The organism is Streptomyces sp. NPDC093260 (genome assembly GCF_040683715.1).
In the GTDB taxonomy this organism is placed as follows: Bacteria; Actinomycetota; Actinomycetes; order Streptomycetales; family Streptomycetaceae; genus Streptomyces; species Streptomyces sennicomposti.
On sequence record NZ_JBFBEK010000006.1, the window covers coordinates 37,132 to 58,094 of the forward strand.

At 74.1% G+C, this 20,963-nt stretch carries 23 protein-coding genes and 1 pseudogene; 11 read left to right on the forward strand and 13 right to left on the reverse strand.

Translation table 11 applies throughout. From position 1 onward, the window contains the following. Positions 1–19: 19 nt before the first annotated feature. Positions 20–1,015 (reverse strand): MHYT domain-containing protein, encoded by a 996-nt coding sequence (locus AB0N63_RS09695; protein ID WP_365526530.1) that lies wholly within the window; start codon positions 1,013–1,015, stop codon positions 20–22. 316 nt (positions 1,016–1,331) lie between these two features. Between AB0N63_RS09695 and AB0N63_RS09700 the strand changes: the two genes are divergently transcribed. Together AB0N63_RS09700 and AB0N63_RS09705 are read left to right on the forward strand one after the other, a co-directional pair. Further along, complete coding sequence (locus AB0N63_RS09700) at positions 1,332–2,204, forward strand: glycerophosphodiester phosphodiesterase family protein (RefSeq protein WP_365526533.1); 873 nt, start codon at positions 1,332–1,334, stop codon at positions 2,202–2,204. A gap of 68 nt (positions 2,205–2,272) precedes the next feature. Then, positions 2,273–2,848 (forward strand): methylated-DNA--[protein]-cysteine S-methyltransferase, encoded by a 576-nt coding sequence (locus AB0N63_RS09705; RefSeq protein ID WP_365526536.1) that lies wholly within the window; start codon positions 2,273–2,275, stop codon positions 2,846–2,848. 156 nt (positions 2,849–3,004) lie between these two features. Here the strand turns inward: AB0N63_RS09705 and AB0N63_RS09710 are convergent, their stop codons facing one another. Continuing rightward, positions 3,005–3,448 carry a VOC family protein gene (locus tag AB0N63_RS09710; RefSeq protein ID WP_365526539.1) on the reverse strand — a complete coding sequence of 148 codons (444 nt, stop codon included), beginning with the start codon at positions 3,446–3,448 and terminating at the stop codon, positions 3,005–3,007. Between the two features lie 99 nt (positions 3,449–3,547). Here AB0N63_RS09710 and AB0N63_RS09715 point away from each other — a divergent pair, with 99 nt between their 5' ends. Together AB0N63_RS09715 and AB0N63_RS09720 are read left to right on the forward strand one after the other, a co-directional pair. Beyond that, positions 3,548–4,453, forward strand: a complete 906-nt coding sequence (locus AB0N63_RS09715) for a pseudouridine-5'-phosphate glycosidase (protein WP_365526542.1) — start codon at positions 3,548–3,550, stop codon at positions 4,451–4,453. A 71-nt stretch (positions 4,454–4,524) separates the two neighbouring features. Further along, positions 4,525–5,478, forward strand: coding sequence for a PfkB family carbohydrate kinase (locus tag AB0N63_RS09720; protein ID WP_365526545.1), 954 nt, complete (start codon positions 4,525–4,527; stop codon positions 5,476–5,478). Positions 5,479–5,483: 5 nt separating this feature from the next. Here the strand turns inward: AB0N63_RS09720 and AB0N63_RS09725 are convergent, their stop codons facing one another. Then, a complete protein-coding gene (locus AB0N63_RS09725) occupies positions 5,484–6,119 on the reverse strand; it encodes a uridine kinase (RefSeq protein ID WP_365526547.1) in 636 nt (211 codons plus the stop codon). 499 nt (positions 6,120–6,618) lie between these two features. On the opposite strand from AB0N63_RS09725, the gene AB0N63_RS09730 reads away from it, so the two are divergent. Both AB0N63_RS09730 and AB0N63_RS09735 read left to right on the forward strand, forming a co-directional pair. After that, positions 6,619–7,314: a DUF2293 domain-containing protein gene (locus AB0N63_RS09730; protein ID WP_365526550.1), complete on the forward strand. Its 696-nt coding sequence runs from the start codon at positions 6,619–6,621 to the stop codon at positions 7,312–7,314. Positions 7,315–7,563: 249 nt separating this feature from the next. Further along, a complete protein-coding gene (locus AB0N63_RS09735) occupies positions 7,564–9,051 on the forward strand; it encodes a glutamate synthase subunit beta (protein WP_365526553.1) in 1,488 nt (495 codons plus the stop codon). Positions 9,052–9,090: 39 nt separating this feature from the next. Here the strand turns inward: AB0N63_RS09735 and AB0N63_RS09740 are convergent, their stop codons facing one another. From AB0N63_RS09740 to AB0N63_RS09750, 3 genes are all read right to left on the reverse strand, one after another. After that, a complete protein-coding gene (locus tag AB0N63_RS09740; RefSeq protein ID WP_365526555.1) occupies positions 9,091–9,921 on the reverse strand; it encodes an SAM-dependent methyltransferase in 831 nt (276 codons plus the stop codon). A gap of 126 nt (positions 9,922–10,047) precedes the next feature. Further along, positions 10,048–10,323: a DUF397 domain-containing protein gene (locus AB0N63_RS09745; RefSeq protein WP_009188017.1), complete on the reverse strand. Its 276-nt coding sequence runs from the start codon at positions 10,321–10,323 to the stop codon at positions 10,048–10,050. Beyond that, on the reverse strand, positions 10,324–11,184 hold the full coding sequence (locus AB0N63_RS09750; protein ID WP_365526559.1) for a helix-turn-helix transcriptional regulator: 861 nt from the start codon (positions 11,182–11,184) through the stop codon (positions 10,324–10,326). A gap of 202 nt (positions 11,185–11,386) precedes the next feature. Here AB0N63_RS09750 and AB0N63_RS09755 point away from each other — a divergent pair. From AB0N63_RS09755 to AB0N63_RS09765, 3 genes and pseudogenes are all read left to right on the forward strand, one after another. Continuing rightward, positions 11,387–11,866, forward strand: a pseudogene (locus AB0N63_RS09755) (ATP-binding protein); the annotation flags it as partial. Positions 11,867–12,381: 515 nt separating this feature from the next. Further along, positions 12,382–12,924, forward strand: a complete 543-nt coding sequence (locus AB0N63_RS09760) for a hypothetical protein (RefSeq protein WP_365526562.1) — start codon at positions 12,382–12,384, stop codon at positions 12,922–12,924. A gap of 225 nt (positions 12,925–13,149) precedes the next feature. Next, on the forward strand, positions 13,150–15,129 hold the full coding sequence (locus AB0N63_RS09765; RefSeq protein ID WP_365526565.1) for an ABC transporter ATP-binding protein: 1,980 nt from the start codon (positions 13,150–13,152) through the stop codon (positions 15,127–15,129). Between the two features lie 91 nt (positions 15,130–15,220). Here AB0N63_RS09765 and AB0N63_RS09770 read toward each other — a convergent pair whose 3' ends face one another. Together AB0N63_RS09770 and AB0N63_RS09775 are read right to left on the reverse strand one after the other, a co-directional pair. Continuing rightward, complete coding sequence (locus AB0N63_RS09770; protein ID WP_365526567.1) at positions 15,221–15,403, reverse strand: hypothetical protein; 183 nt, start codon at positions 15,401–15,403, stop codon at positions 15,221–15,223. A 175-nt stretch (positions 15,404–15,578) separates the two neighbouring features. Further along, complete coding sequence (locus AB0N63_RS09775) at positions 15,579–16,277, reverse strand: uracil-DNA glycosylase (RefSeq protein WP_365527036.1); 699 nt, start codon at positions 16,275–16,277, stop codon at positions 15,579–15,581. A gap of 73 nt (positions 16,278–16,350) precedes the next feature. Here AB0N63_RS09775 and AB0N63_RS09780 point away from each other — a divergent pair, with 73 nt between their 5' ends. Further along, complete coding sequence (locus AB0N63_RS09780; protein ID WP_365526569.1) at positions 16,351–16,899, forward strand: RNA-binding S4 domain-containing protein; 549 nt, start codon at positions 16,351–16,353, stop codon at positions 16,897–16,899. 188 nt (positions 16,900–17,087) lie between these two features. On the opposite strand, the gene AB0N63_RS09785 is transcribed toward AB0N63_RS09780, so the two are convergent. Both AB0N63_RS09785 and AB0N63_RS09790 read right to left on the reverse strand, forming a co-directional pair. Next, positions 17,088–17,501 carry a DoxX family protein gene (locus AB0N63_RS09785; protein WP_365526571.1) on the reverse strand — a complete coding sequence of 138 codons (414 nt, stop codon included), beginning with the start codon at positions 17,499–17,501 and terminating at the stop codon, positions 17,088–17,090. A 66-nt stretch (positions 17,502–17,567) separates the two neighbouring features. Next, positions 17,568–18,260, reverse strand: a complete 693-nt coding sequence (locus AB0N63_RS09790; protein WP_365526573.1) for a methyltransferase domain-containing protein — start codon at positions 18,258–18,260, stop codon at positions 17,568–17,570. 113 nt (positions 18,261–18,373) lie between these two features. Between AB0N63_RS09790 and AB0N63_RS09795 the strand changes: the two genes are divergently transcribed. Continuing rightward, positions 18,374–18,640, forward strand: coding sequence for a DUF6343 family protein (locus AB0N63_RS09795; protein ID WP_365526575.1), 267 nt, complete (start codon positions 18,374–18,376; stop codon positions 18,638–18,640). Positions 18,641–18,674: 34 nt separating this feature from the next. Here the strand turns inward: AB0N63_RS09795 and AB0N63_RS09800 are convergent, their stop codons facing one another. The 3 genes from AB0N63_RS09800 to AB0N63_RS09810 form a co-directional block, all read right to left on the reverse strand. Next, positions 18,675–19,055: a tetratricopeptide repeat protein gene (locus AB0N63_RS09800; protein ID WP_365526577.1), complete on the reverse strand. Its 381-nt coding sequence runs from the start codon at positions 19,053–19,055 to the stop codon at positions 18,675–18,677. 69 nt (positions 19,056–19,124) lie between these two features. Further along, complete coding sequence (gene coaE / locus AB0N63_RS09805) at positions 19,125–19,727, reverse strand: dephospho-CoA kinase (protein ID WP_365526580.1); 603 nt, start codon at positions 19,725–19,727, stop codon at positions 19,125–19,127. Positions 19,728–19,863: 136 nt separating this feature from the next. Next, on the reverse strand, positions 19,864–20,802 hold the full coding sequence (locus tag AB0N63_RS09810; RefSeq protein ID WP_009188030.1) for a PAC2 family protein: 939 nt from the start codon (positions 20,800–20,802) through the stop codon (positions 19,864–19,866). Positions 20,803–20,963 lie beyond the last annotated feature (161 nt).

A 20,963-nucleotide genomic window follows, 5' to 3' on the forward strand; every position in this document is an offset into this window, starting at 1 on the left:
CACTGACAACGCGGGCCGATCAGGGGTTTCGCGAGGTCCGCGCGGTACGCGGGCCACGCCGGGCCGGGGCGCGCGGGCCGGTGTCCGAGCGGCCCGCGGGACGCGTGGGAAGCGTGGCGGGCGCCTGATGCGTGAGGTGCGGGGACTGCACGGGCTGCGGGGGTTGCGCGGGCGGCGCGGGGCGGACGGCCTGGGTGGCGCGGGACAGGTGGGTGGCGTGGGTGACGGGTTCGCGCGCGGGTACGCCCGGCTTGTCCTCGGCGGGGGTCCAGTCGCCCTTGCCCATGACCGTCAGCGGGTCGAACAGCACGACTGCGCCGGCCAGGAGCAGGAAGGAGAGCGGGCCGATGAGCATGGGCGCGAGCAGGGCGGCCGGGGTCTCGCCGGCGACCGGGGCGCCGGCGGCGGAGTGCAGGTGGACGCTGAGGGCGGCCATGCCGGTGTAGTGCATGCCGCTGACGGCCAGGCCCATGACGCAGCTCGCGCCGACGCTCCACCAGAACCCTCTGACCTGGCCCGCCGCCCACAGGGCCGCGGTCGCGGCGACGACCGCTATGACGACGGAGGCGGAGACGGTCCAGACGTTGTACTCGAACGTGCCGTCGAACTGCATCCCGGCCATGCCCAGGTAGTGCATGGAGGCGACGCCCAGACCGGTGATCGTTCCTCCGGTGAACAGCGCCGACCCGCGCGCGCCCCGGTAGCCGACGATGAAGATCCCCACGCCGACCATGACGATGGCGACGACCAGGCTCGCGTACGTGGTCGGGCGGTCGTAGTGGATCGGCGCGCCGTGGACCGTGAAGCCTGTCATGGCCACGAAGTGCATGGTCCAGATGCCCGAGCCCATCGCCGCCGAGGCGAGGGCGAGCCAGCCCGGCCGCCAGGAGTGGGCGACGAGCAGGGCGCGGGTGGTGCAGCGCAGGCCGAGGGCCCCGCCGAGGCAGGCCATGAGGTAGGCCACCAGCGGGGTGACCAGCCCGTAGCTGAATCCGTCGACCGTGCCGTCGTGCATGCGCGGCTGCCCTTCCGCCCTGTCGGGTCCCGGAACGTCCGGTACCTGGTGAAGTCGTCCCCGTCCCCGACCGCCCCCGCGGTCAGGGCAACCCGGGACCGCGCCGCGGCCTGGGTTGACGCAGAGAGTATGACTGCCACCGGAATGGTCGAACGATATTCCGGCAAAGAATCACGACCCCGTCGCAGATGTGCGGCAGCGGTGAGCGGACGGGGCACCGACCCCCGTTCCGGTGGTTCCGTCCCGCCCGGCCCGCGTCCGTGACCGTGTGCTGCCACTCTGGTGCTGTCCGTGATCGCCGAGGCGAGGAGTACGTATGCACGCGCGCGCTGTTGCCGCCACGACGGCCGCTCTCCTGGGGGCGATGGCACCGTCGCCCGGCTCCGCTGCCCACGCGGCCGGGCCTGCGGTACGGCCCGTGGTCGTCGCCCACCGGGGCGCCTGCGCCTACGCCCCGGAGAACACGCTGCCGGCCATCGACAAGGCGGCGGCGCTGGGCTTCACCTGGATGGAGAACGACGTGCAGCGCACCAAGGACGGCCGGCTTGTCGTCCTGCACGACGACAGCCTGCGGCGCACCACGAACGTCGAGCAGGTGTTCCCGAACCGGTCACCGTGGAAGGTCAAGGACTTCACGGCCGCCGAGATCGCCCGACTGGACGCGGGCAGCTGGTTCTCCCCCGCCTACCGGAACACGCGCGTGCCGACGCTCGACCAGTACATGCGCCGGATCGAGCACAACCACGAGAAGCTGCTCCTGGAGATCAAGAACCCCGAGCTGTACCCGGGCATCGAGCAGCAGACCCTGGCGCTGCTGCGCAAGGACGGCTGGCTGGACCGGGGGCACCTGGCGGGCCGGCTGATCGTGCAGAGCTTCAGCGCGGACAGCGTGCGCACGGTGCACAAGCTGGCCCCCGCGGTCACGACGGCCTTCCTCGGCCGCCCGGCCGCGGCCGACCTGAGCCGGTACGCGGGCTTCACGGACATGATCAACCCGTCGTACGGCACGATCGGCGCCGACTACGTCTCCGCCGTGCACAAGGTCGCCGGGCCGCACGGCAGGCGGCTGCAGGTGTACGCGTGGACGGTGGACGACGCGGCCCGCGCCCGGACCGTCGCCGGGTACGGCGTGGACGGCGTGATCACCGACCGGCCGGATGTGGTGCGGGAGGCGCTGAAGACCGCCTGACCTCTCCCTGGTCCGGGCAGATCCGCAGGTCACGGCCCGTTGTCAGTGGCGGGCCGTACGGTGCTCGCATGGACAGCCACGAGTGGGACGAGCAGCCGGCCGGGGGCGGCGGGCGGCAGGTCGTGTGGGCCGTGACCGCAAGCCGGATCGGTCCCCTGCTGCTGGCGGCGACGGCCGACGGCCTGGTCAACGTCGTCTTCCACGCCACCGGCGGGACACGGGCGCGGGCGCTGGAGCGGCTGTCGTCCCGGCTGGGCGCCGTGCCGGTCGAGGCGCCCGGCTCCCCGGTCCTGGCGGAGGCGATACGCCAGCTCGAGGCGTACTTCGCGGGCGAGCGGCGGGACTTCGCGGTGCCCTTGGACTGGTCCCTGATATCGGGCTTCAACCGGCAGGTGCTGCGCGAGCTGGCGACGGGCGTGCCCTACGGCACGGTCGTGGGGTACGGCGATCTGGCCCGGCGGGCCGGCCGGCCCCAGGCGGCTCAGGCGGTGGGCGTGGCGATGGGCGCCAACCCGCTGCCGCTGGTGGTGCCGTGCCATCGGGTGGTCGAGAGCGACGGGGGCATCGGCGGGTTCGGCGGCGGGCTGGAGACCAAGCGCACGCTGCTGGCGCTGGAGGGGGTCCTGCCCGAGCCGCTGTTCTGAGCGGCCCGCGCCGCTTCGGCGGCGGTTCGTCGGGGGCGGGCGCCGGCCACGGGTACGGGCTGCCGCGCCCCGGCGGCGGCCGCTCGCGGCGCATCCGGTCGTCCGTAGGGCACCCGACCGGTCACGAGGGCTGCCCGGTCGTCGTGAGAGGGGCGCCTAGCCGTAGTGCCGGGCCTCGAACACGTTGCCGTCCGGGTCGCGGAAGTAGAAGCTGCGGCGGGCGTTGCCGCGGGCGCCCGAGGAGTCGTAGGAGAAGTCCGAGACGGCCACGTCGTGTTCCTGGAGGCGGGTGCGGAGCGCGGCGAAGGCCTCGGTGGGCAGGGACAGGCACACGTGGTTCACCGGGTGCCCGGCGCTGCCGGCCGCGCCGGGGAGCATGTCCATGCGCGGGGCCAGGTCGAGCGGGGCGAGGTCGAGGATCGTCTCCTCGTTGACGCGGACCGAGGGGAAGGAGACCTTGCCCGCGCCGAACTCCTCGACGCCGATCGGTTCCAGGCCGACCGCCCGCTCGTAGAAGCCGGCGGCGGCCACCGGGTCGCGCACCCACAGGACGACGTGGTCGAGACGCATGGCGTTGTCGTGCGTACGGCTTTCGGTCATGCGTCCAGGCTGGTGCCGGTCTCGCCGCGGCCGCAAGTGTTTGGCCGGGGGCGCGGCCCGCCAGAGATGAGGGAGAGCCGACTGAGGGGAGGCAGGCACGTGCTGGTGGTGTCCGAAGAGGTGCGCGAGGCGCTCGCCGCGCGCCGTCCGGTGGTGGCCCTGGAGTCCACGATCATCGCCCATGGGCTGCCGCGCCCGCGCAACCTCCAGGTGGCGCTGGAGCTGGAGGACGCGGTACGCGACGAGGGCGCCGTACCGGCGACGATCGCCGTGCTGGACGGGCGGCCGCAGGTGGGGCTGGACAAGCGGCAGCTGGAGCGGGTCGCGAACGAGGACGGGATCCGCAAACTGGGCCACCGCGATCTGCCGCTCGCCGTGGCCACGGGGGCCAGCGGGGCGACGACCGTGTCGGCGACGGCCCGGCTCGCCACGCTGGCGGGCGTCCGCGTCTTCGCGACGGGCGGGCTCGGCGGGGTGCACCGGCAGTGGACGGTGACGCAGGACGAGTCCGCCGACCTGGGGCTGCTGGCGCGCACCCGGATCACGGTGGTGTGCGCGGGGGTGAAGTCGATCCTGGACGTGCCGGCCACCCTTGAGCGGCTGGAGACGCTGGGGGTCGCGGTGGCCGGATACGGCACGGACCGCTTCCCGGGCTTCTACCTCAGCGACTCCGGTCACCCGGTGGACTGGACGCTGCGCACGCCCGAGGAGGTCGCCGAGGTCATGCGGGCGCAGAACGCGCTGCGTGGACCCGAGTCGGCGCTGATCGTCGCCAATCCGGTGCCGCGGGCGGAGCAGCTGGACCCGGAGCTGCACGCGCGCGTGCTCGCCGACGCGCTGCACGCGTGCGAGGAGGAGGGCGTCACCGGGCAGGCGGTCACCCCGTTCCTGCTCGACCACCTGGTGCGGCACACGGACGGCGCGTCCCTGCGCGCCAACCTGGCCGCCGTGCGCGGCAACGTACGTCTGGCGGCGCGTGTCGCGGCGGCCTGGGCGCGCATGTGACGCCGGGCGGGGCGTGGTCCGGCGGGAGTTCGCCGGACAGCACGGAGGCGGGCGCGGCGGGGGCCGGTCGGGTGCCGGAGACCGGGGCGCCCGACGCGGGGCTGCTGGTGGTGGGGGACGTGGTGACGGACGTGGTCGCCCGGCATCGGGGGGCGCTCGCGACCGGCACGGACACCGTCGCCGAGATCCGGCTGGTGCCGGGCGGCGCCGGGGCCAACGTGGCCTGCTGGGCGGCCCACCGGGGGTGCCGGGACGTGCGGCTGCTGGCGCGGGTGGGCGCGGAGACCGCCACCTGGCACGAACGGGAGCTGGTCGCCTCGGGGGTGCGGGCCCGGCTCGTGGTGGACGCCGAGGCGCCGACCGGGACCGTGGTGTGCCTGGTCGACGGGGCGGCCTCGGCGGAGCGCACGTTCCTCACGGACAGTGGGGCGTCGCTGCGGCTGGCGCCCGGGGACTGGTCGGACGCGCTGCTCGACGGGGTGGCTCGGCTGCATCTGTCGGGTTATCTGCTGTTCTCCGCGCCGGGCCGGGCTCTGGTGGCCGTGGCCGTCGCGTCGGCACGCGCGCGTGGAGTGCCGGTCAGCCTGGACCCCGCCTCGGCCGGGTTCCTGGCCGCGCTGGGGGCCGGGCGGTTCCTGGATCTCGTCGAGGGGGTGGACGTGCTGCTGCCGAGCCGTGACGAGGCGTGTCTGCTGGCCGGGGCGCCGGACCCGGAGGTCGCGGCCGCCGAGCTGAGCCGGCGCATACCGCTGGTGGTGGCCAAGCAGGGCGCGGACGGCGCGCTGGTGGCCCAAGGCGGGGCCGTGCGCGCCCGCGTGGCCGCCCTGGCCGTGGCACCCCGGGACACCACGGGCGCGGGAGACGCCTTCACGGGGGCGTTCCTCGCCGCGCTGCTAACGGGTGCGGGGCCCGAGGAGGCGGCGGCGGAGGGCTGCCGTACGGGTGCGCTCGCGGTGGGCCGGGTGGGCGGGCGGCCGCCGCGGGCCGTCTCCCAGGACGTGGCCAAGGAGGCCTCCGGGTGCTGAGGCGGTCAGGCGGCGCGCCAGGCCGGGTGGCGCGGGTCGTCGGCGCGGACCAGTACGTCCGCCGTGCCGGCCGGATCGGTCTCGGCCTCGTAGCGGGCGAAGGCGGGCAGCGTCCAGTGCTCCGCCTCGGGAGTGCGGCGGCGCAGTGCGCCCGGGGACAGCAGGAGGTGGACGCTCAGGTCGAAGGGGAACCAGTGCCGCAGCAGTAGCGGGCCGTGCAGCAACAGCACTCCGCCGGGCGGGAGGGGGACGTAGGCGCTGCGGGTCGCTCGGTCCGTGACCGGGTCCCGCAGATCGGGCAGGACCCGCCCGTCACCGCCGGGTTCGAGCGGCCCGAACACCTCGCGCCACAGGGCGCCGGTGTCGAGCCAGCCGTCGTAGTACGAGTCCACGTCCCGGCGCCCGTGTTCGAGCCGCAGGGACGCCGGGCGCAGGAAGCTCGCGGCGTCGACGACCAGCGACGGGCGGCCCAGCGGGCGCAGGGCCTCGGCGACGCGGCCGGCCAGGTCGCCCGGGCGGGCGGCGGGGGCGCCGTCGAAGGCGACGCGCGGCCACGGGCTGCCGTCGGCCGGCTCCAGGTCGAGCAGCCGCTCGGCCAGCAGGTCGCCGAGCCGTTCCCAGGTGATCGCTTCGAGTCGCACACGGCCATGATGCGCCCGGCCGGGAGGGAGGCGTGGACGGGGGTGGAGCGGGGGCCACGTCCCTCTGGGCGGCCGCGCCTGGGGGCACGCCTCTCCTGCGGCCGCGCGAGAAGCGGGCGCAGGAGAGGCGTGCTGGACGTGGGCGGAGGCGCGCGGGCGCGGCCGCGCGGGGCGCGCACCATGGGTGTCCTGGCATGGGCGTGGCCCCCTACGCCCCCGGCCGCACGGGTGCGCGGGTGCGGGCGCGCCCCGTGCGGAGGTACCGAGAAGCGGCGCCGGCCAGGGTGGGAGGCACCCGGCCGCCGGCGGCAGCCGGGTGGCACGCGCGCCGGCGCGCGCCGGCGTCCGCCCGGACAGTCACCGCCGGGGCAGTCGCCGGGGCGGGCGGTCACCGCGCGGGCGCACGCCTACGCGCCGAGGCGAGTGCGTGCGGCCGCACCCGCGTGCGTCGGACCGCGGCACGCGTGCGCGGGGCGGCGGTGAGGGGAATGAACCCGGCATGGGCCGCCTTCCGACTCCCCCGTCCCGTCTCGGGCTTGTCGTCGTGCAGCCGTTGCGGGGCAAGCGCTGCGCCCGCTGCCGCCGGGGCCCGCTGTCGCTGCTCGTCCTGGAGGACGGTGTGCCCCGCTGCCTGGTGTGCGCCGATCTCGGGCACCTGGTGTTCCTGCCGCGCGGCGACACGGCACTGACCCGCCGCTCGCGGGAGGAGAGCACGCTGTCGGCGGTCGTCGTGCGGTTCAACCGGCGCAAGAGCCGGTACGAGCGGCAGGGCCTGCTCGTGGAGGAGGCGGCCCTCGCCCGGGCCGAGGCGCGGTGCCTGGCGGACGCCGAGGCGCGACGCCGGCGCAGGGCCCGTGACGCGCGGCGGCGGGCGGCTCAGGACGTACGGTTCGCGCAGGCGTTCGCAGTGGAGATCCTGCGGCTGTTCCCCCGGTGCCCGCCGGACCGGGCGGCGGACATCGCCGCCCATGCCTCGCTGCGCGGCAGTGGGCGGGTCGGCCGCAGCGCGGCGGGCCGGGCGCTGTCCGAGAGCGCGGTCGCATGGGCGGTGCGGGCGTCCGTACGGCACCTGGACACGCCGTACGACCGGTTGCTGATGGACGGCGTGGTCCGGCCGGAGGCCCGACGGCACACGGCTGCGCAGGTCGAGTCCGTGCTCGCCTCGTGGCGCGAGCCGGGCCCGCCCGCCGACTGAGCCGTCCCGGACCGCCGGCCGACACCGGGCGGGCGGAGCGGGACCAGGCCCGCGGGCGGCAGGAGCACGGCAGCCGCGACACGGCGGCGGGAGCCACGGCCCCGCGCGGCGGGCGGCGGCGCACGACCGTACGATGCCCGCCGCGTCGCGCCCCCTGCGCTCGCGGCCCGGCGGACGTATCGTGACCGAAAGAGCGCCGCCCGAGGACGCGCAGACGCACGCGAGTACGAGTACGCAAGGGGGACGGCCGTGGCCGATCCCAAGGGCTTCCTGTCCACGCCCCGGCAGGAGTGGCCGCGCAGGCCGGTCGAGGAGCGGGTGCGGGACTGGGACGAGGTGTACGTCCCCGGTGCGCTGCTGCCGATCATCAGCAAGCAGGCCGACCGCTGTATGGACTGCGGCGTCCCGTTCTGCCACCAGGCCTGTCCGCTCGGCAACCTGATCCCGGAGTGGAACGACCTGGTCTCCCGGGAGGACTGGCGGGCGGCGAGCGACCGGCTGCACGCCACGAACAACTTCCCCGAGTTCACCGGCCGGTTGTGCCCGGCACCGTGCGAGGCGGGGTGCGTCCTCGCGATCAACCAGCCGGCCGTCACCATCAAGAACGTCGAGTGCGCCATCGCCGACCGGGCCTGGGAGGAGGGTTTCGCTCCGCCACGCCCGCCGGACCGGCTGTCGGGCCGCACCGTCGCGGTGATCGGCTCCGGGCCGACGGGTCTCGCCGCGGCCCAGCAGCTCACCCGCGCGGGACACACGGTCGCCGTGTACGAGAAGGACGACCGGCTCGGCGGGCTGATGCGCTACGGCATCCCCGAGTTCAAGATGGAGAAGCGGCACCTGGAACGGCGACTGGAGCAGATGCGGGCCGAGGGGACCAAGTTCCGCACCTCCATGGCGGTCGGGCGGGACATCGGGGCGGCCGAGCTGCGAGCCCGCCACGACGCCCTGGTCATCGCCACCGGGGCGACGGCCTGGCGTGAACTCGACGTTTCGGGGCGCGAGTTGGCGGGCGTCCACCAGGCGATGGAGTATCTGCCGCTGGCCAACCGGGTGTGCGAGGGGGACCTCGAGGTCTCACCTCTGTCCGCGGCCGGCCGGCACGTGGTCATCGTGGGCGGCGGCGACACCGGGGCCGACTGTCTCGGCACGGCGGTGCGCGAGGGCGCGGCATCGGTGACCCAGCTCGACATCTACGCGCAGCCCGGCGCGGAGCGCGACGAGGACGCGGAGCCATGGCCGACGTATCCGAAGGTCTACCGGCTCTCAGCAGCCCACCAGGAGGCCGGGGAACTGCGGACGGCGCCCGCGGCCGACGCCGACGCACGGCTGTTCGCGGCGTCGACGCTGCGCTTCACCGGGGACGAGGACGGGCACGTGCGTGAGCTGCACCTGGTGGAGGTGGACGCCGGACGGCGGCCGCTGCCGGGCACCGAGCGCACGCTGCCGGCCGATCTCGTGCTGCTCGCGCTCGGCTTCTCGGGGCCCGACCGGGGCGACGGCCTGATCGACCAGCTGGGGATCGGACTGGCGCCGCGCGGCACGATCGTCCGGGACTCGGACTTCGCGACGAACGTCCCCGGTGTGTTCGTCGCCGGGGACGCCGCGCGCGGGCAGTCGCTCATCGTGTGGGCGATCGCCGAGGGGCGGGCGGTGGCGGCGGCGGTCGACCGCCGTCTGACGGGCAGTTCACGCCTGCCGGCGCCCATCGGACCGTACGACCGGCCGATGACCGTCTGACCGGACCGGCCCGCCGCTCCCCCGTGGCGACGAAACCGCCTACCGCTTGACGGCCACCGCTCCGTAGCCCGCCATCACGCCGTCGTCCTGGCCCGGCACCGGCTCACCCAGTTCGGGGTGCCACCGGTGCAGCACCTCGACGCCGGGTTCGACGAGTTCCAGGCCGTCGAAGAAGCGGGCGAACTCGGCCCGTGAGCGCAGCACCAGGGTGACGCCGGCCGCCTTGAGCATCTCCGTGGCCTGCTCCGATTCCTCCTCGGGGGTGAAGTCGGCGGTGGCGTGGGTCATCACCAGATGGCTGCCGGCCGGGAGTTCGGACAGCAGTCGCCGCACCAGTTCGTGCGCCCCGTCCTCGTCGGGGACGAAATGGAGCAGCGCGATCAGGGACAGCGCCACGGGCCGGGTGAGGTCCAGCACCTCGCGCGCCCGCTCCAGGATGACGGCCGGATCGCGTACATCGGCCTGGAGGTACTCGGTGAGGCCCTCGGGCGTGCCGCGCAGCAGCGCCTCCGCGTGGGCCAGCACGATCGGGTCGTTGTCGCAGTAGACGACCCGGGCGTCGGGCGCGACCTCCTGCGCCACCTGGTGCAGGTTGGGCTCGGTCGGTATGCCCGTGCCGATGTCGAGGAACTGCCGGACGCCGTTCCCGGCGAGCCAGCGGGTGGCGCGGTGCATGAACGCGCGGTTCGCCCTGGCCACGATCGGCACGCGCGGGTTGATGGCCACCATCCGGCGGCCCATCTCCTCGTCGACCGGGTAGTTGTCCTTGCCTCCGAGGTACCAGTCGTACATGCGCGCGGGATGGGGCCTGGTGGTGTCGATCCGCAACGACTCCCGGCCGGAGTCGAGGTCGGCGTCCTGCCCGGTCATACGGCACTCCGTAAGCGTGTGGGGGCGGATGGGAAAGCAGAGGCGGTGGTGGTCGGAAGAGCAAGGTCGACGATCAAGTCAGTGCCAAGGTTAGGAAGTCGAGCCAAGAAAACCAGTCAGGCCGGGTCAGGAGAGGAGGAAATCAGCCTCCCCGGCTTTGGCGCCCTGGATGAAGGCGGTCATCTCGTCGCTGGTGTAGATGAGCGCGGGTCCGTCCGGGTCGGTGGACTGGCGCACCGCTATCCGGCCGTCGGCCAGCTTCATCGCCTCCAGGCAGTTGCCTCCGTTGCCGCCGCTCCACGGCTTGTGCCAGCCCTCGCTGCCCAGGTCCCGGGCGGGCATGCCGTTGTAGATCCGCTGACCGCGGACACGCGGCCCGGACGGGGACGTCGTGCGATCCATTCACAACTCCTTGCGGAGATCCCGGAGGATCTCCTTCGTGCGATGTGCCGTAGCGGCCTGTGCCGCCATGCGGTCCATGACCTCGAGATGGGTCGCCACCTCGCTGCGCGCGTCCAGGTAGACGGCGCCGGTCAGGTACTCGCTGTAGACCATGTCCGGGAGTTCCGGCATGGCGAATCGGAACAGCACGAAGGGCCCGTACGTGCCGGGGTGCGGTCCCGAGGAGAACGGGGCGACCTGCAACGTCACGTTGGGCAGCTTCGTGGCCTCCAGCAGTCTGTCGATCTGGGCGCGCATCACCTCCGGGCCGCCGACCGGGCGGCGCAGCGCGGTCTCGTCGAGCACGACCCAGAAGCGGGGCGCGTCGGGGCGGGTGAGCAGTTCCTGACGCCGCATCCGCAGCGCGACATGGCGTTCGATGTCCTCGGGGCTGGTCTGCCCGACCGCGCCGGATTCCAGCACCCCACGCGCGTAGTCCTCGGTCTGGAGCAGACCGGGCACGAAGTGCGGCTCGTAGGACCGGATGAGCGAGGCGGCGCCCTCCAGGCTGACGTACATCGAGAACCAGCCCGGGAGGATGTCGTGGAACCGCTGCCACCAGCCGGGGCGGTTGGCGTCCTCCGCCAGCTGCACGAAGGCCTCGGCCTCGTCGTCGGGGACGCCGTACGCCTTCAGCAGCAGTTGCAGGTACGGGATCTTGAGGGCGACCTCGGCCATCTCCATACGGCGGATGGTGGCGGGCGCGACCCTGAGGACGCGGGCGGCCTCCTCGCGCTTGAGTCCCGCGCGTTCGCGCAGGTCGAACAGGCGCCGGCCGAGCACGACCTGCCCGACGGTCGGCGCGGACCGCGGTTCGCTCACGCTCCACCTCCATCAAAGAGTCCCGACAGCCCTGCGGCGCCACTCGAAGATCTTTTCGAAGATCCGGGTGGATCCCCGCCGATCCGAACTGGCGCCGCGCGACGTGCTGTTGCGAGCAGTGTGCCACGGCGCCTCACCGCGTCACACAGCACTCTGCATTTTTCAGAGTGGCTCTTGCCAAGTGTTCGAGGCGGGGGCGATAGTGGCAAGCGTGATTCCGTCCCCGCCCTTAGGAACAGCCGCCGCCGCGGGCCTTCTCGACCTCGGCACCGGTACGGCGACGGGCCCCGACGGGGCCGCCGCCGAGCGCCGGTTCCGCTTCGAGCTGGCCGCGCATCCGGGTTCCCCGGCCCAGGCCAGACGCCTGACCAGGGCCCGGCTGACCGGCTGGTCGGTGGACGAGGACACCTGTGACACCGCGGCTCTGGTCGTCTCCGAGCTGGTCACCAACGCCATCGTGCACACGGCCAGCAGGCGGGTCGTCTGCGAGCTGTCCGACGGCGCGGGCCTGGTGCGCATCGCCGTGCGTGACGAGGGCTGCGCGCCGGGCGAGCCGCACCCCTCTCCGCAGCGCCCGGAGGAGGAGCACGGCCGGGGGCTGATGCTGGTGGAGGCCCTGTGCCACGCCTGGGGCACGCGCGAGCACGGCCCGGGACTCGTGGTGTGGGCGGAACTGACGCGTACGGCCGCGGAGGCGGGCCCCGCGGGGACGGCTCCTGTGGACAGGACGTCCGCGGGCACGGCTTCCGCCGAGGGCACGGAGCCGGGCGACGCCCGGCGGGCCGCGTCCGCCGACGGCCGCGAGCCGGGGAGCACCGGCGCCCACCGGGCCGTATCCGGCTCCGGCCGCGAGGCGGCCCCCGGCCGCGCCCGCGAAACCGAGCCGGGCGACGACCACGGAGGCGGACTGCGCCAGGGACGCGGGACCGGGACCGGGCTCGACCAGGACTCCGAGGCCGGCCCGGCGCGTGCGGCCGGGACCGCGCCCGGCGTCGGCCGTCAGGCCGGGTCCGGGGACGACCGTGCGGGCCGTGCCCGCCGTGAGGCCCGGGACGACCTCGGCTGGGGCGCCCCCCGCCCCGCTCCGGACCGCCACCCTCATCCGCACCCGCACCGGGACACCGAGGACTCCTCGCGGACCGGCCGTGCCGCACGGCACGGCGCACCGCACGCGACGACACACGGAACGGGGGCCGTATGGCTGTGAGCGGTGGTTCCGGCCCGGGACCGGTGCTGAGCCTGGACACGCTCGTACGCCTGGGGCGCGAGACGCACGCGCCCGGCGCGCCGGACGGCCGCCTGCGCCCCGGCGCCGCCGAGGCGGCCGAGGGCGTCGGCACGGGCGAGGGAGCCGGGCGCACCGGGTCGTCCGGCGGGCTGCGCAGACTGCCGCTGCCGGCCGGCATGACGCTCCCCCTGGGCTGCGACGCCGTCGCCGTGCCCGCCCACCTCGGTCCCCCGCTGATGCCGCGGCTGCCCCGCGTGGGCTGCGTCTACGCCGACGAGAAGCACTGGTGGTGGATCGTCCCGGCCGACTCCGACTACGCGCTGCGCTGGCCCGACGCCGCGCATTACGCCACCGGCGCGGTGCTCCCGGACGCCCCGCACACGGACCGGCTGCCCACCCTGATCCACCAGCCGTCCGGCACGGTGCCCTACACCCCGCCGATCCCCCTCTACCTGGCCCTGTGCCGGGTGACGGGCACGACGCCGGCCTGGTCCCGCCCGGTCAGCGCCTGAACGAAGGCCGGGCGGCGGCCGAGCGGGAGCGTGCCGCGCGGCACGCGAACGGCGCGGGCGCGACTGCCGCGCCCGCGCGCGACCCCTGCCGCACCCGAGCCGCACGGGCGCCGAACGGCGGTCGGTCGTACGCGCCCGCGCGCTCCGGCCGTCCGGCCGCGCGCCCTGCCGTGCACGGCCCCGCCCCGCGATAGTGGCCTCCATTCACGATCGGGGAGGCCATCGGTGGAGCTGAGGCGCGGGCGAGGCGACGGTACGAGCACACCCGGGACACCCGCACCCGAGGTCTCCGAGTCCGAGCAGCTGCTCTTCGGCGGCCCGCTGCGCTACGACACCGGCTGGAACCAGCACAACGACGCCTTCCTGGAGCTGAACTTCCGGGGCATGGTGCGGCGGCTGCCCGGACTGCTGGCCGCCAGTTTCCGGCTGGCCCGGCAGGCCGACCGGCGGGCCACGAACACGGTGCTGGCCGCCGAGGCGGTCCGGGGCGTCGCGCAGGCGGTCAGCCTGCTCGCGGTGAACAGCGTGCTCAGCCGGGTGTTCGGCGACGGCGCGCTGGAGGACCGGCTGCGCGGCGCCTTGCCCGCGCTGGTCGTCATGGCGGCGGTGACGCTGGCCGGCGCCCTGCTGCGGGCCGCGTCCACCTACGCCACCGGGCGGCTGGAACCGAAGGTCGAACGGGTGGCGACCGAGCTGTACCTGGAGCGGGCGGCGGGGGTGGAGCTGGCCGCGATCGAGGACCACGCCTTCCACAAACTGCTGGACACGGCGCAGTACGGGGCCGCCTCCGCCCGCCGGATGATCATGTACGGCACACGCGTGGTGAACGCCATGATCTCGCTGGTCGCGGCGGCGGGCGTGCTGACCGTACTGCACTGGGCGCTGCTGCCGCTGCTGGTGACCATGACCCTGCCGAGCGCGTGGAGCGCGCTGACCAACGCGCGGCGGCGCTACGAGTCCTTCCACATCTGGGTGCAGCACGCGCGCGCGGGGCACCTGCTCAGCGGTCTGCTCACCGAACCGGCGGCGGCCCCGGAGATCCGGGTGCACGGTGTGGGGCCGTTCCTGCTGCACCACTACCGGCAGATGTCGGAGACCGCCGAGGCGGAACAGGCCCGGCTGGCCCGGCTGGCGGCGCGCACGGGCCTGTTCGCGGCGGGCTGGACGGGGCTGGCGACGGTGGCGACGTACGCGACGCTGGGCGGGCTGCTGCTGGCCGGGGCGATGGCGCTGTCCGTGGCCGGTACGGCGGTCATCGCGATCCGCACCGGCTCGGCGAGCCTGGACACCCTCGTCCTGGAGGTCAACCAGCTGCACGAGGAGGCCCTGTTCGTCGGCGATCTGCAGCGCCTGTACACCGAGGCGGAGAAACGGGCCGTCCCGGCCGGCGGCAGGCCGCTGCCTGAAGACCCGCGCGTGATCCGCTTCGAGCACGTCACGTTCGGCTACCCGAGCGCGTCGGGGACGGACCGCCCGGCCCTGGATGACGTGTCCCTGACGATTCCGCTGGGCCGGATCGTGGCCCTGGTCGGCGAGAACGGCTCCGGCAAGACCACGCTGGTGAAACTGCTGGCCGGGCTCTACACCCCGGACCGGGGCCGCATCCTGTGGGACGACGTGGATGCGGCGGACGCGGACCGGCACGCGCTCGCGGAGCGGATCGCGATGGTGGCGCAGGACTTCAAGCGCTGGCCGTTCACCGCGCGGGTCAATGTGGCGGTGGGCCGGTCCTCGGCGCCGCTCACCGACCAGCGGGTGGCGGATGCGGTGGCCGACGCGGGCGCTCAGGAGGTGGTCGCGGACCTGCCGCGCGGCCTGGACACGCTGCTGGCGCGCAACTTCAGCGGCGGGCACGAGCTGTCCGGCGGCCAGTGGCAGCGGCTGGGCATCGCGCGGGCCGCCTACCGGCGAGGCCGCGTCCTGATCGTGGACGAGCCGACGGCGGCGCTCGACGCCCGGGCCGAGCTGGAGGTTTTCGAGCGGATCAGGAAGCTGGCGGACAGCGGGCAGACCGTGGTGCTGATCACGCACCGGCTGGCGTCCGTGCGCCAAGCCGATCTGGTGCACGTCCTCGACCAGGGCCGGCTGGTGGAGTCCGGCCCGCCGGAGCAGCTGCTGGCCGCCGGTGGTCTGTACGCGGAGCTGTACGCGCTTCAGGCGGAGCAGTTCGCGGCCAAGGTCCCGGCCGCCCCGAAGGCGGGCTGACGGCGGGCGCACCCGGAAGCGTCCCGGCGCCGGAACGCACCAAGAGAGTCGTGTTCACGTCATCCTCGAAGCCGGCACCGTCCGGCACCGCTCAGGCGCTCACGTCGCCGCCCTCGCCGCTGCGGACGACCACCAGGAAGGTGTCCGAAGCCAGGTCCATGACGACCTCGGCCGGCAGGCCTTCCAGACGCCGCGCATGCGCGAATTCCTCCGCCGGCCACGATCCGCGCGGACCACCGGCGGGAAAGCGCTCTAGCACCGTTCGCCCATTCACCCTGCACCTCCACGATGTCGTACTCGGAGATTTAAACGCCAAGCATGGGGGGAACGGCTCGCTCAGTAACGCTACTGAGACGTACTCGACACGAGTTCCATGCCAAAAGTGCGTCCGACCTCACACTTCTGGCGTAACCGATCACTTTCCGCGCCCTTTTGGAAACGGCGGGTGTTCACAGAAGGTCCGCCGTCCGGGCCGCCGCGCGCAGGACCTCGCGGAGCATCTCGGCGGTGAGCCGCCCGGTGAAGGTGTTGCGCTGGCTGACGTGGAAGCAGCCAAAGAGGTCGACGCCGCCGAGCGGGACGCGGGCGCCGTGGGCGAAGGCGGGGCGGGGACGGGGCACCGTCCATCCGGCCGCCGCGAACGCGGGCAGCGCGGCCTGCCAGCCGAAGGCACCGAGCACGACGACCGACCGGAGGGTGGGGCGCAGCAGGTGCAGTTCCCGGACCAGCCAGGGGCGGCAGGTGTCGCGTTCTGCGGGCGTCGGCTTGTTGGCGGGTGGGGCGCAGTGCACGGGCGAGGTGATCCGCACCCCGTGCAGTTCCAGTCCGTCGTCGGCGGACACGGCAGTGGGCTGCGAGGCGAGCCCCAGGTCGTACAGCGCCCGGTAGAGGACGTCGCCGGAGCGGTCACCGGTGAACATACGGCCGGTGCGGTTGGCGCCGTGCGCGGCCGGGGCCAGGCCCACGATCAGCAGCCGGGCGTCCGGCGGGCCGAACCCCGGCACCGGCCGGCCCCAGTACGTCCAGTCGGCGAACGCGGCCCGTTTGGTACGGGCCACCTCCTCCCGCCACTCCACCAGGCGCGGGCAGGCCCGGCACTCACTGATCCGCCCGTCGAGCGCGGCGAGACTGCCGCTGTCCGTGTCCATAGCCCTGCCCTTGCCCATGGCTCCACCGTAAATTCGTACGGCACGCGGGGCCCGGGCGGCTAAGGTCGGAGCCATGGCTTCGGAGGACGACATGGACCATGGGCAGGACGGGAGCGGGGAGGGTTCCGCCGGACCGTCCGCGACCGCCGTGGACCCCAAGGTCGCCGCAGCCGTCGCCGCCGCCGAGGCGGCCGGTCCGGCGAGCGGTGAGAGCGTGCGGATCGACAGCTGGATCTGGGCCGTCCGCCTGGTCAAGACACGCTCCGTCGGCGCCACCGCCTGCCGGGGCGGCCACGTCCGGGTGAACGGCGAGCGGGTCAAGCCCGCCCACTCCGTCCGCGTCGGCGACGAGGTGCGGCTGCGGGGAGCCGAGGGACGGGAGCGGATCGTCGTCGTCACCCGGCTGATCCGCAAGCGCGTCGGCGCTCCGGTGGCCGTGCAGTGTTACCTCGACAACTCCCCTCCGCCCCCGCCCCGCGAGGCCGTGGCGCCCGTCGCGGTCCGCGACCGGGGCACCGGCCGTCCCACCAAGCGGGACCGCCGGGAGCTGGAGCGTCTGCGCGACATGGGCGGCCTCGACGGCCCGAGCGGCCCGTCCGGCCGCCCACGGAACAGCCGCTGACACCTTCCCCGGCCTCCCCGGGACGGCCGTCCGACTCCCAGGACTTCCGCCGGGGTGGGGCCGTCTGCCTTCCCGGGCTCCCGCCGGGTGGGCCGTCCGCCCTCGCGGGCTTCGACCGGGCAGGCCGGCCGCTGGCCCCTTACGCCGGTGGGCCGTCCACGCCCTGGCGCGCGGTCGCGGCGAGATGGTCACGCGCGGCGCAGCAGCAGGCGCAGCAGTTCCTTGTTGTGTTCGCGGCGGGCCCAGGCGATGAGGGCGAGCGGAACGATCAGGACGAGCGGGGTCGCCGCGTTCTCTGCGTCGAAGACGGTGAGCTGGACGACGAACGCGCCGACCATCAGCGCGCCCAGCGCCAGCGCCGCCACCGACTGGAGCACCGGGATCAGCAGGGCCACGGCCCCGGCCAGCTCCAACGCGCCGATGGTGTACATGCCCGCGTCGCTCCAGCCCATCCGGTCGAAGGACTCCACCGCCGAGGGGTGCGCGATGAGCTTGGGCAGCGCGCTCGCCAGGCCGTAGAACAGGGCCAGCGCCACCTGGACGACGCGCAGGACGCGCAGTGCGGCGGAGGGGGCGGTAGTGGGAGCGGCGGTCTCGGACATGGGGTCCTCCGGGAAGCAGTGTGTCGTCGTGCTGTCGCAGAGGTAGACCGGCCCGCACCGCGAATCTCATCGCATGGGCACCGCACGCACCCACGTCCCGTCGTCGGTCAGGCATCTGTCGACCCGCAGTCCCGCCTCCGCCAGCGCCGCCTCGAACTGCCGCGGGGTCAGCGGCCGGGAGAGGAACGTATGCGTCCACACGGCGTCCGGGAACTCGTACTCCGCGCGGACCGAGTTCACCCCGTCGCCGACCGGCTCGGCCGACAGGATCCGTACGATGCCCCCCGCGGAGTCCAGCCGCTCGCGCGGCAGGTTCGTGTGGTAGTCCGCGCCCTCCCGCTGGATCAGCACGCAGCCGTCCTCGGCGACATGCCGCGCGCAGGCACGCAGCAGGCCGCGCCGCACCTCCGGGTCGCCCGCGTGCACCAGGAACGACGCGAGCATCACGACGTCGAAAGTCTCTCCCAGCTCCAGGTCCTCGATCGGCCCGCATATGGTCCGCGCGCCCCGCACCCGCTCCAGCATCTCCGGTGACTCGTCCACCGCCGTGACGGTGAAGCCGCGCTCCAGCAGCGGGTGGGTCACGCGGCCCACGCCGCAGCCGAGTTCCAGGATGTGCGCGCCCGCCGGCACGGCTGCGGCGATGATGTCCGGCTCGTCCCGCACGCTCATACGGCTGTACAACTCGACCGCGCAGCCGTCCGGTGTGATCGGCCCCGGTCCCGTGCCCTGATATCCCTGACGCCTCTTCAGTTTCATGTCCGGAGAACGGCTCGCGCCCGGACGCCCGTTCCCGTCTCGTACGTCTTCACCCGTACGAGTGAGCGAGGGCCGCCGGAGGAGTACCTTGCAGAGAGGAGTGGTGAGTAGCGATGCGTACCGGCAGTGAGCCGACGACCGCGCGCAGTGCTCTGCGGGCGCGGTTGTGGCTGAGTGTGTGGGGGCTGGTCTGGGCGATGTTCGGCACGGCCGCGTTCACACTGGTGGGGCGGCCCGGGTGGGCGGCGGCCTGCGGAGTGCTGTGGCTGGTGATCGCGGTCGACTTCACGCTGATCGTCCGGCATCTGCGGCAGGGCCCGCACTACCAGCCGGGCCGCGACGTCCCGCCGTACCAGCCGCCCGGTCGCAGACGCCCGTAGAGCCCGTGGCCGCGCCCGCGCGGACCGGCGCCGGTCAGGTGTCGAAGCGGGCGCGCTGCAGGTACTCCGGGTTCGGGTCCAGCGCCGCGGCCAGCCGGAAGTGCCGTTTGGCCTGGTCGGGGCGGCCCTGGCGCTCGTAGGTGCGGCCGAGCGCGAAGTGGGCGAACGCGTTGTCCGGCTCGCGCTCCAGGACGACGGTGAACTCCAGCTCGGCGGGTCGGAGCTGCGCCGCCGCGAAGAAGGCACGCGCGCGCAGCAACCGGGCCGCGGTGTTCTCCGGGTGCGCGGCGATGACCCGGTCGAGCAGCTTCACCGCGCCCCGCGGGTCCCGCGCGGCGAGCAGCTGCTCGGCGGCGCGGAAGTCGATGACATGCGTTTCCGGAGTACGTCCGGTCGAACCGCTGGTGTCGGGCACAGCAAAGTCCTTCCCTCGCTGCGAGGGTTCAACGCCCCGCCCCGCCGCCGCTATTCCGGGCGGCGCCGGTCAGGCGGAACGCGTCCGCCGCACCAGGTCGCCCCAGACCTGGTCCACCCGCTTGCGCAGCTCCTCCAGCGGTACGTCGTTGTCGATGACCACGTCGGCGATCTCCCGGCGCTTCTCACGCGTCACCTGCGCGGCCATCCGGGCGCGGGCGTCCTCCTCGGTCATGCCGCGCAGCCGTACGAGGCGGTCGAGCTGGGTCTCGGGGGCGGCGTCGACCACGATCACCAGGTCGTACAGCGGGGCGAGGCCGTTCTCGGCCAGGAGCGGGACGTCGTGGACGACGACGGCGTCCTCGGCGGCGGACTCCTCCAGCTCGCGCGAGCGGGCCCCGACCAGTGGGTGCACGATGGAGTTCAGCACGGCCAGCTTGTCCGGGTCGGCGAAGACGATCGAGCCCAGCTTGGGCCGGTCCAGGCCGCCGTCCCCGGCGAGCACGTCCGGTCCGAAGGCCTCGACGACCGCCGCCAGACCGGGCGTGCCCGGGGCGACCACCTCGCGTGCGATGCGGTCGGCGTCGATCAGCACGGCCCCGTGCTCCACGAGCAGCCGCGACACCTCGCTCTTACCGGCTCCGATGCCCCCGGTCAGGCCCACCTTCAGCATGAGCGGCAGCTTAGGCCCTGGCCGCGGTGGCGCGCCCGGCGGGACCGTGCCTTCCGGGCCGCCGACGGCATCCGCGGCCCCGCGTCGGCACGCGCACGCCGGCGCGCGCCGGTCGTGGCACGTCGGTCGTCGCGCCTCAGTTGTCACCCTCCCGCTCGGCGAGGAACTTCTCGAACTCGCGCCCGATCTCGTCCGCGGAGGGGATCTCGACAGGTTCGGCGAGCATGTTGCCCCGGGTCTCGGCGCCCGCCGCCGCGTCGTACTGGTGCTCGAGGCCCTGGACGAGGGCGGTGAGTTCCTCGTCGCCCTCCCGGATCTGCCGCTCGATCTCGGTCTGGGTGCGGTGGGCGTCGTTGCGCAGGGCGTGGGCGAGACTCGGCAGGACCAGGCCGGTGGCCGAGGTGATGGCCTCCAGGACGGTCAGCGCCGCGTCGGGGTAGGCGGAGCGGGCGATGTAGTGCGGCACATGCGCGGCGACGCCCAGGACGTCGTGGCCGGCCTCCATCAGCCGGTACTCCAGCAGCGCCTCGACACTGCCCGGCACCTGCGCCTCCTCGAAGGGGCTGCGGTGGCCGGGGACGAGTTCGCTGCGGTTGCCGTGCGGGGTCAGGCCCACCGGGCGGGTGTGGGGGACGCCCATGGGGATGCCGTGGAAGTTCACCGACAGACGTACGCCGAGCCGCTCAACGATCTGCCGCACGGCGGCCGTGAACCGCTCCCACTCCACGTCCGGCTCGGGGCCGGACAGCAGCAGGAAGGGCGCGCCGGTGGCGTCCTGGACGAGGCGCACCTCGATGGTGGGCTCCTCGTAGTCGGTCCAGCGGTCGCGCTTGAAGGTCAGCAACGGGCGGCGCGCCCGGTAGTCGACGAGCCGATCGTGGTCGAACCGCGCCACGACCTGGTGGGGCAGCGAGTCGAGCAGTCCGTCGACGATCTGGTCGCCGGTCTCGCCCGCGTCGATGTATCCGTCGAAGTGGTAGAGCATGACAAGGCCGGCCGACTCCTGGGCGAGCGCCATGTCGACGACTGCCAGGCCCTTCGGCTCCCATGCGTACAAACCCTGCGGATCAAGCACTGTGACCGCCCCTCCTCGTATTCGTAGGTTCACAACGAGGAACGAGACGCGGACATTCCCCTCCCTGGAGGGTTCACTCGGGGAAACGCCTCGGGCCGGGCGGGCTCCCCGCGGCGACCCATGTCGCACAACGGCCACGGCCCGCACCCCGGTGGGGTGCG

Bases quoted from the DNA above. Each gene is read 5' to 3' on its own strand.
- AB0N63_RS09780 (WP_365526569.1), top strand. From the start codon at position 16,351: ATGGCTTCGGAGGACGACATGGACCATGGGCAGGACGGGAGCGGGGAG.
- AB0N63_RS09795 (WP_365526575.1), top strand. From the start codon at position 18,374: ATGCGTACCGGCAGTGAGCCGACGACCGCGCGCAGTGCTCTGCGGGCG.
- AB0N63_RS09790 (WP_365526573.1), bottom strand. From the start codon at position 18,260: ATGAAACTGAAGAGGCGTCAGGGATATCAGGGCACGGGACCGGGGCCG.
- AB0N63_RS09695 (WP_365526530.1), bottom strand. From the start codon at position 1,015: ATGCACGACGGCACGGTCGACGGATTCAGCTACGGGCTGGTCACCCCG.
- AB0N63_RS09785 (WP_365526571.1), bottom strand. From the start codon at position 17,501: ATGTCCGAGACCGCCGCTCCCACTACCGCCCCCTCCGCCGCACTGCGC.
- AB0N63_RS09705 (WP_365526536.1), top strand. From the start codon at position 2,273: ATGGACAGCCACGAGTGGGACGAGCAGCCGGCCGGGGGCGGCGGGCGG.
- AB0N63_RS09700 (WP_365526533.1), top strand. From the start codon at position 1,332: ATGCACGCGCGCGCTGTTGCCGCCACGACGGCCGCTCTCCTGGGGGCG.
- coaE (WP_365526580.1), bottom strand. From the start codon at position 19,727: ATGCTGAAGGTGGGCCTGACCGGGGGCATCGGAGCCGGTAAGAGCGAG.
- AB0N63_RS09775 (WP_365527036.1), bottom strand. From the start codon at position 16,277: ATGGACACGGACAGCGGCAGTCTCGCCGCGCTCGACGGGCGGATCAGT.
- AB0N63_RS09740 (WP_365526555.1), bottom strand. From the start codon at position 9,921: ATGACCGGGCAGGACGCCGACCTCGACTCCGGCCGGGAGTCGTTGCGG.
- AB0N63_RS09710 (WP_365526539.1), bottom strand. From the start codon at position 3,448: ATGACCGAAAGCCGTACGCACGACAACGCCATGCGTCTCGACCACGTC.
- AB0N63_RS09760 (WP_365526562.1), top strand. From the start codon at position 12,382: ATGGCTGTGAGCGGTGGTTCCGGCCCGGGACCGGTGCTGAGCCTGGAC.
- AB0N63_RS09745 (WP_009188017.1), bottom strand. From the start codon at position 10,323: ATGGATCGCACGACGTCCCCGTCCGGGCCGCGTGTCCGCGGTCAGCGG.
- AB0N63_RS09730 (WP_365526550.1), top strand. From the start codon at position 6,619: ATGGGCCGCCTTCCGACTCCCCCGTCCCGTCTCGGGCTTGTCGTCGTG.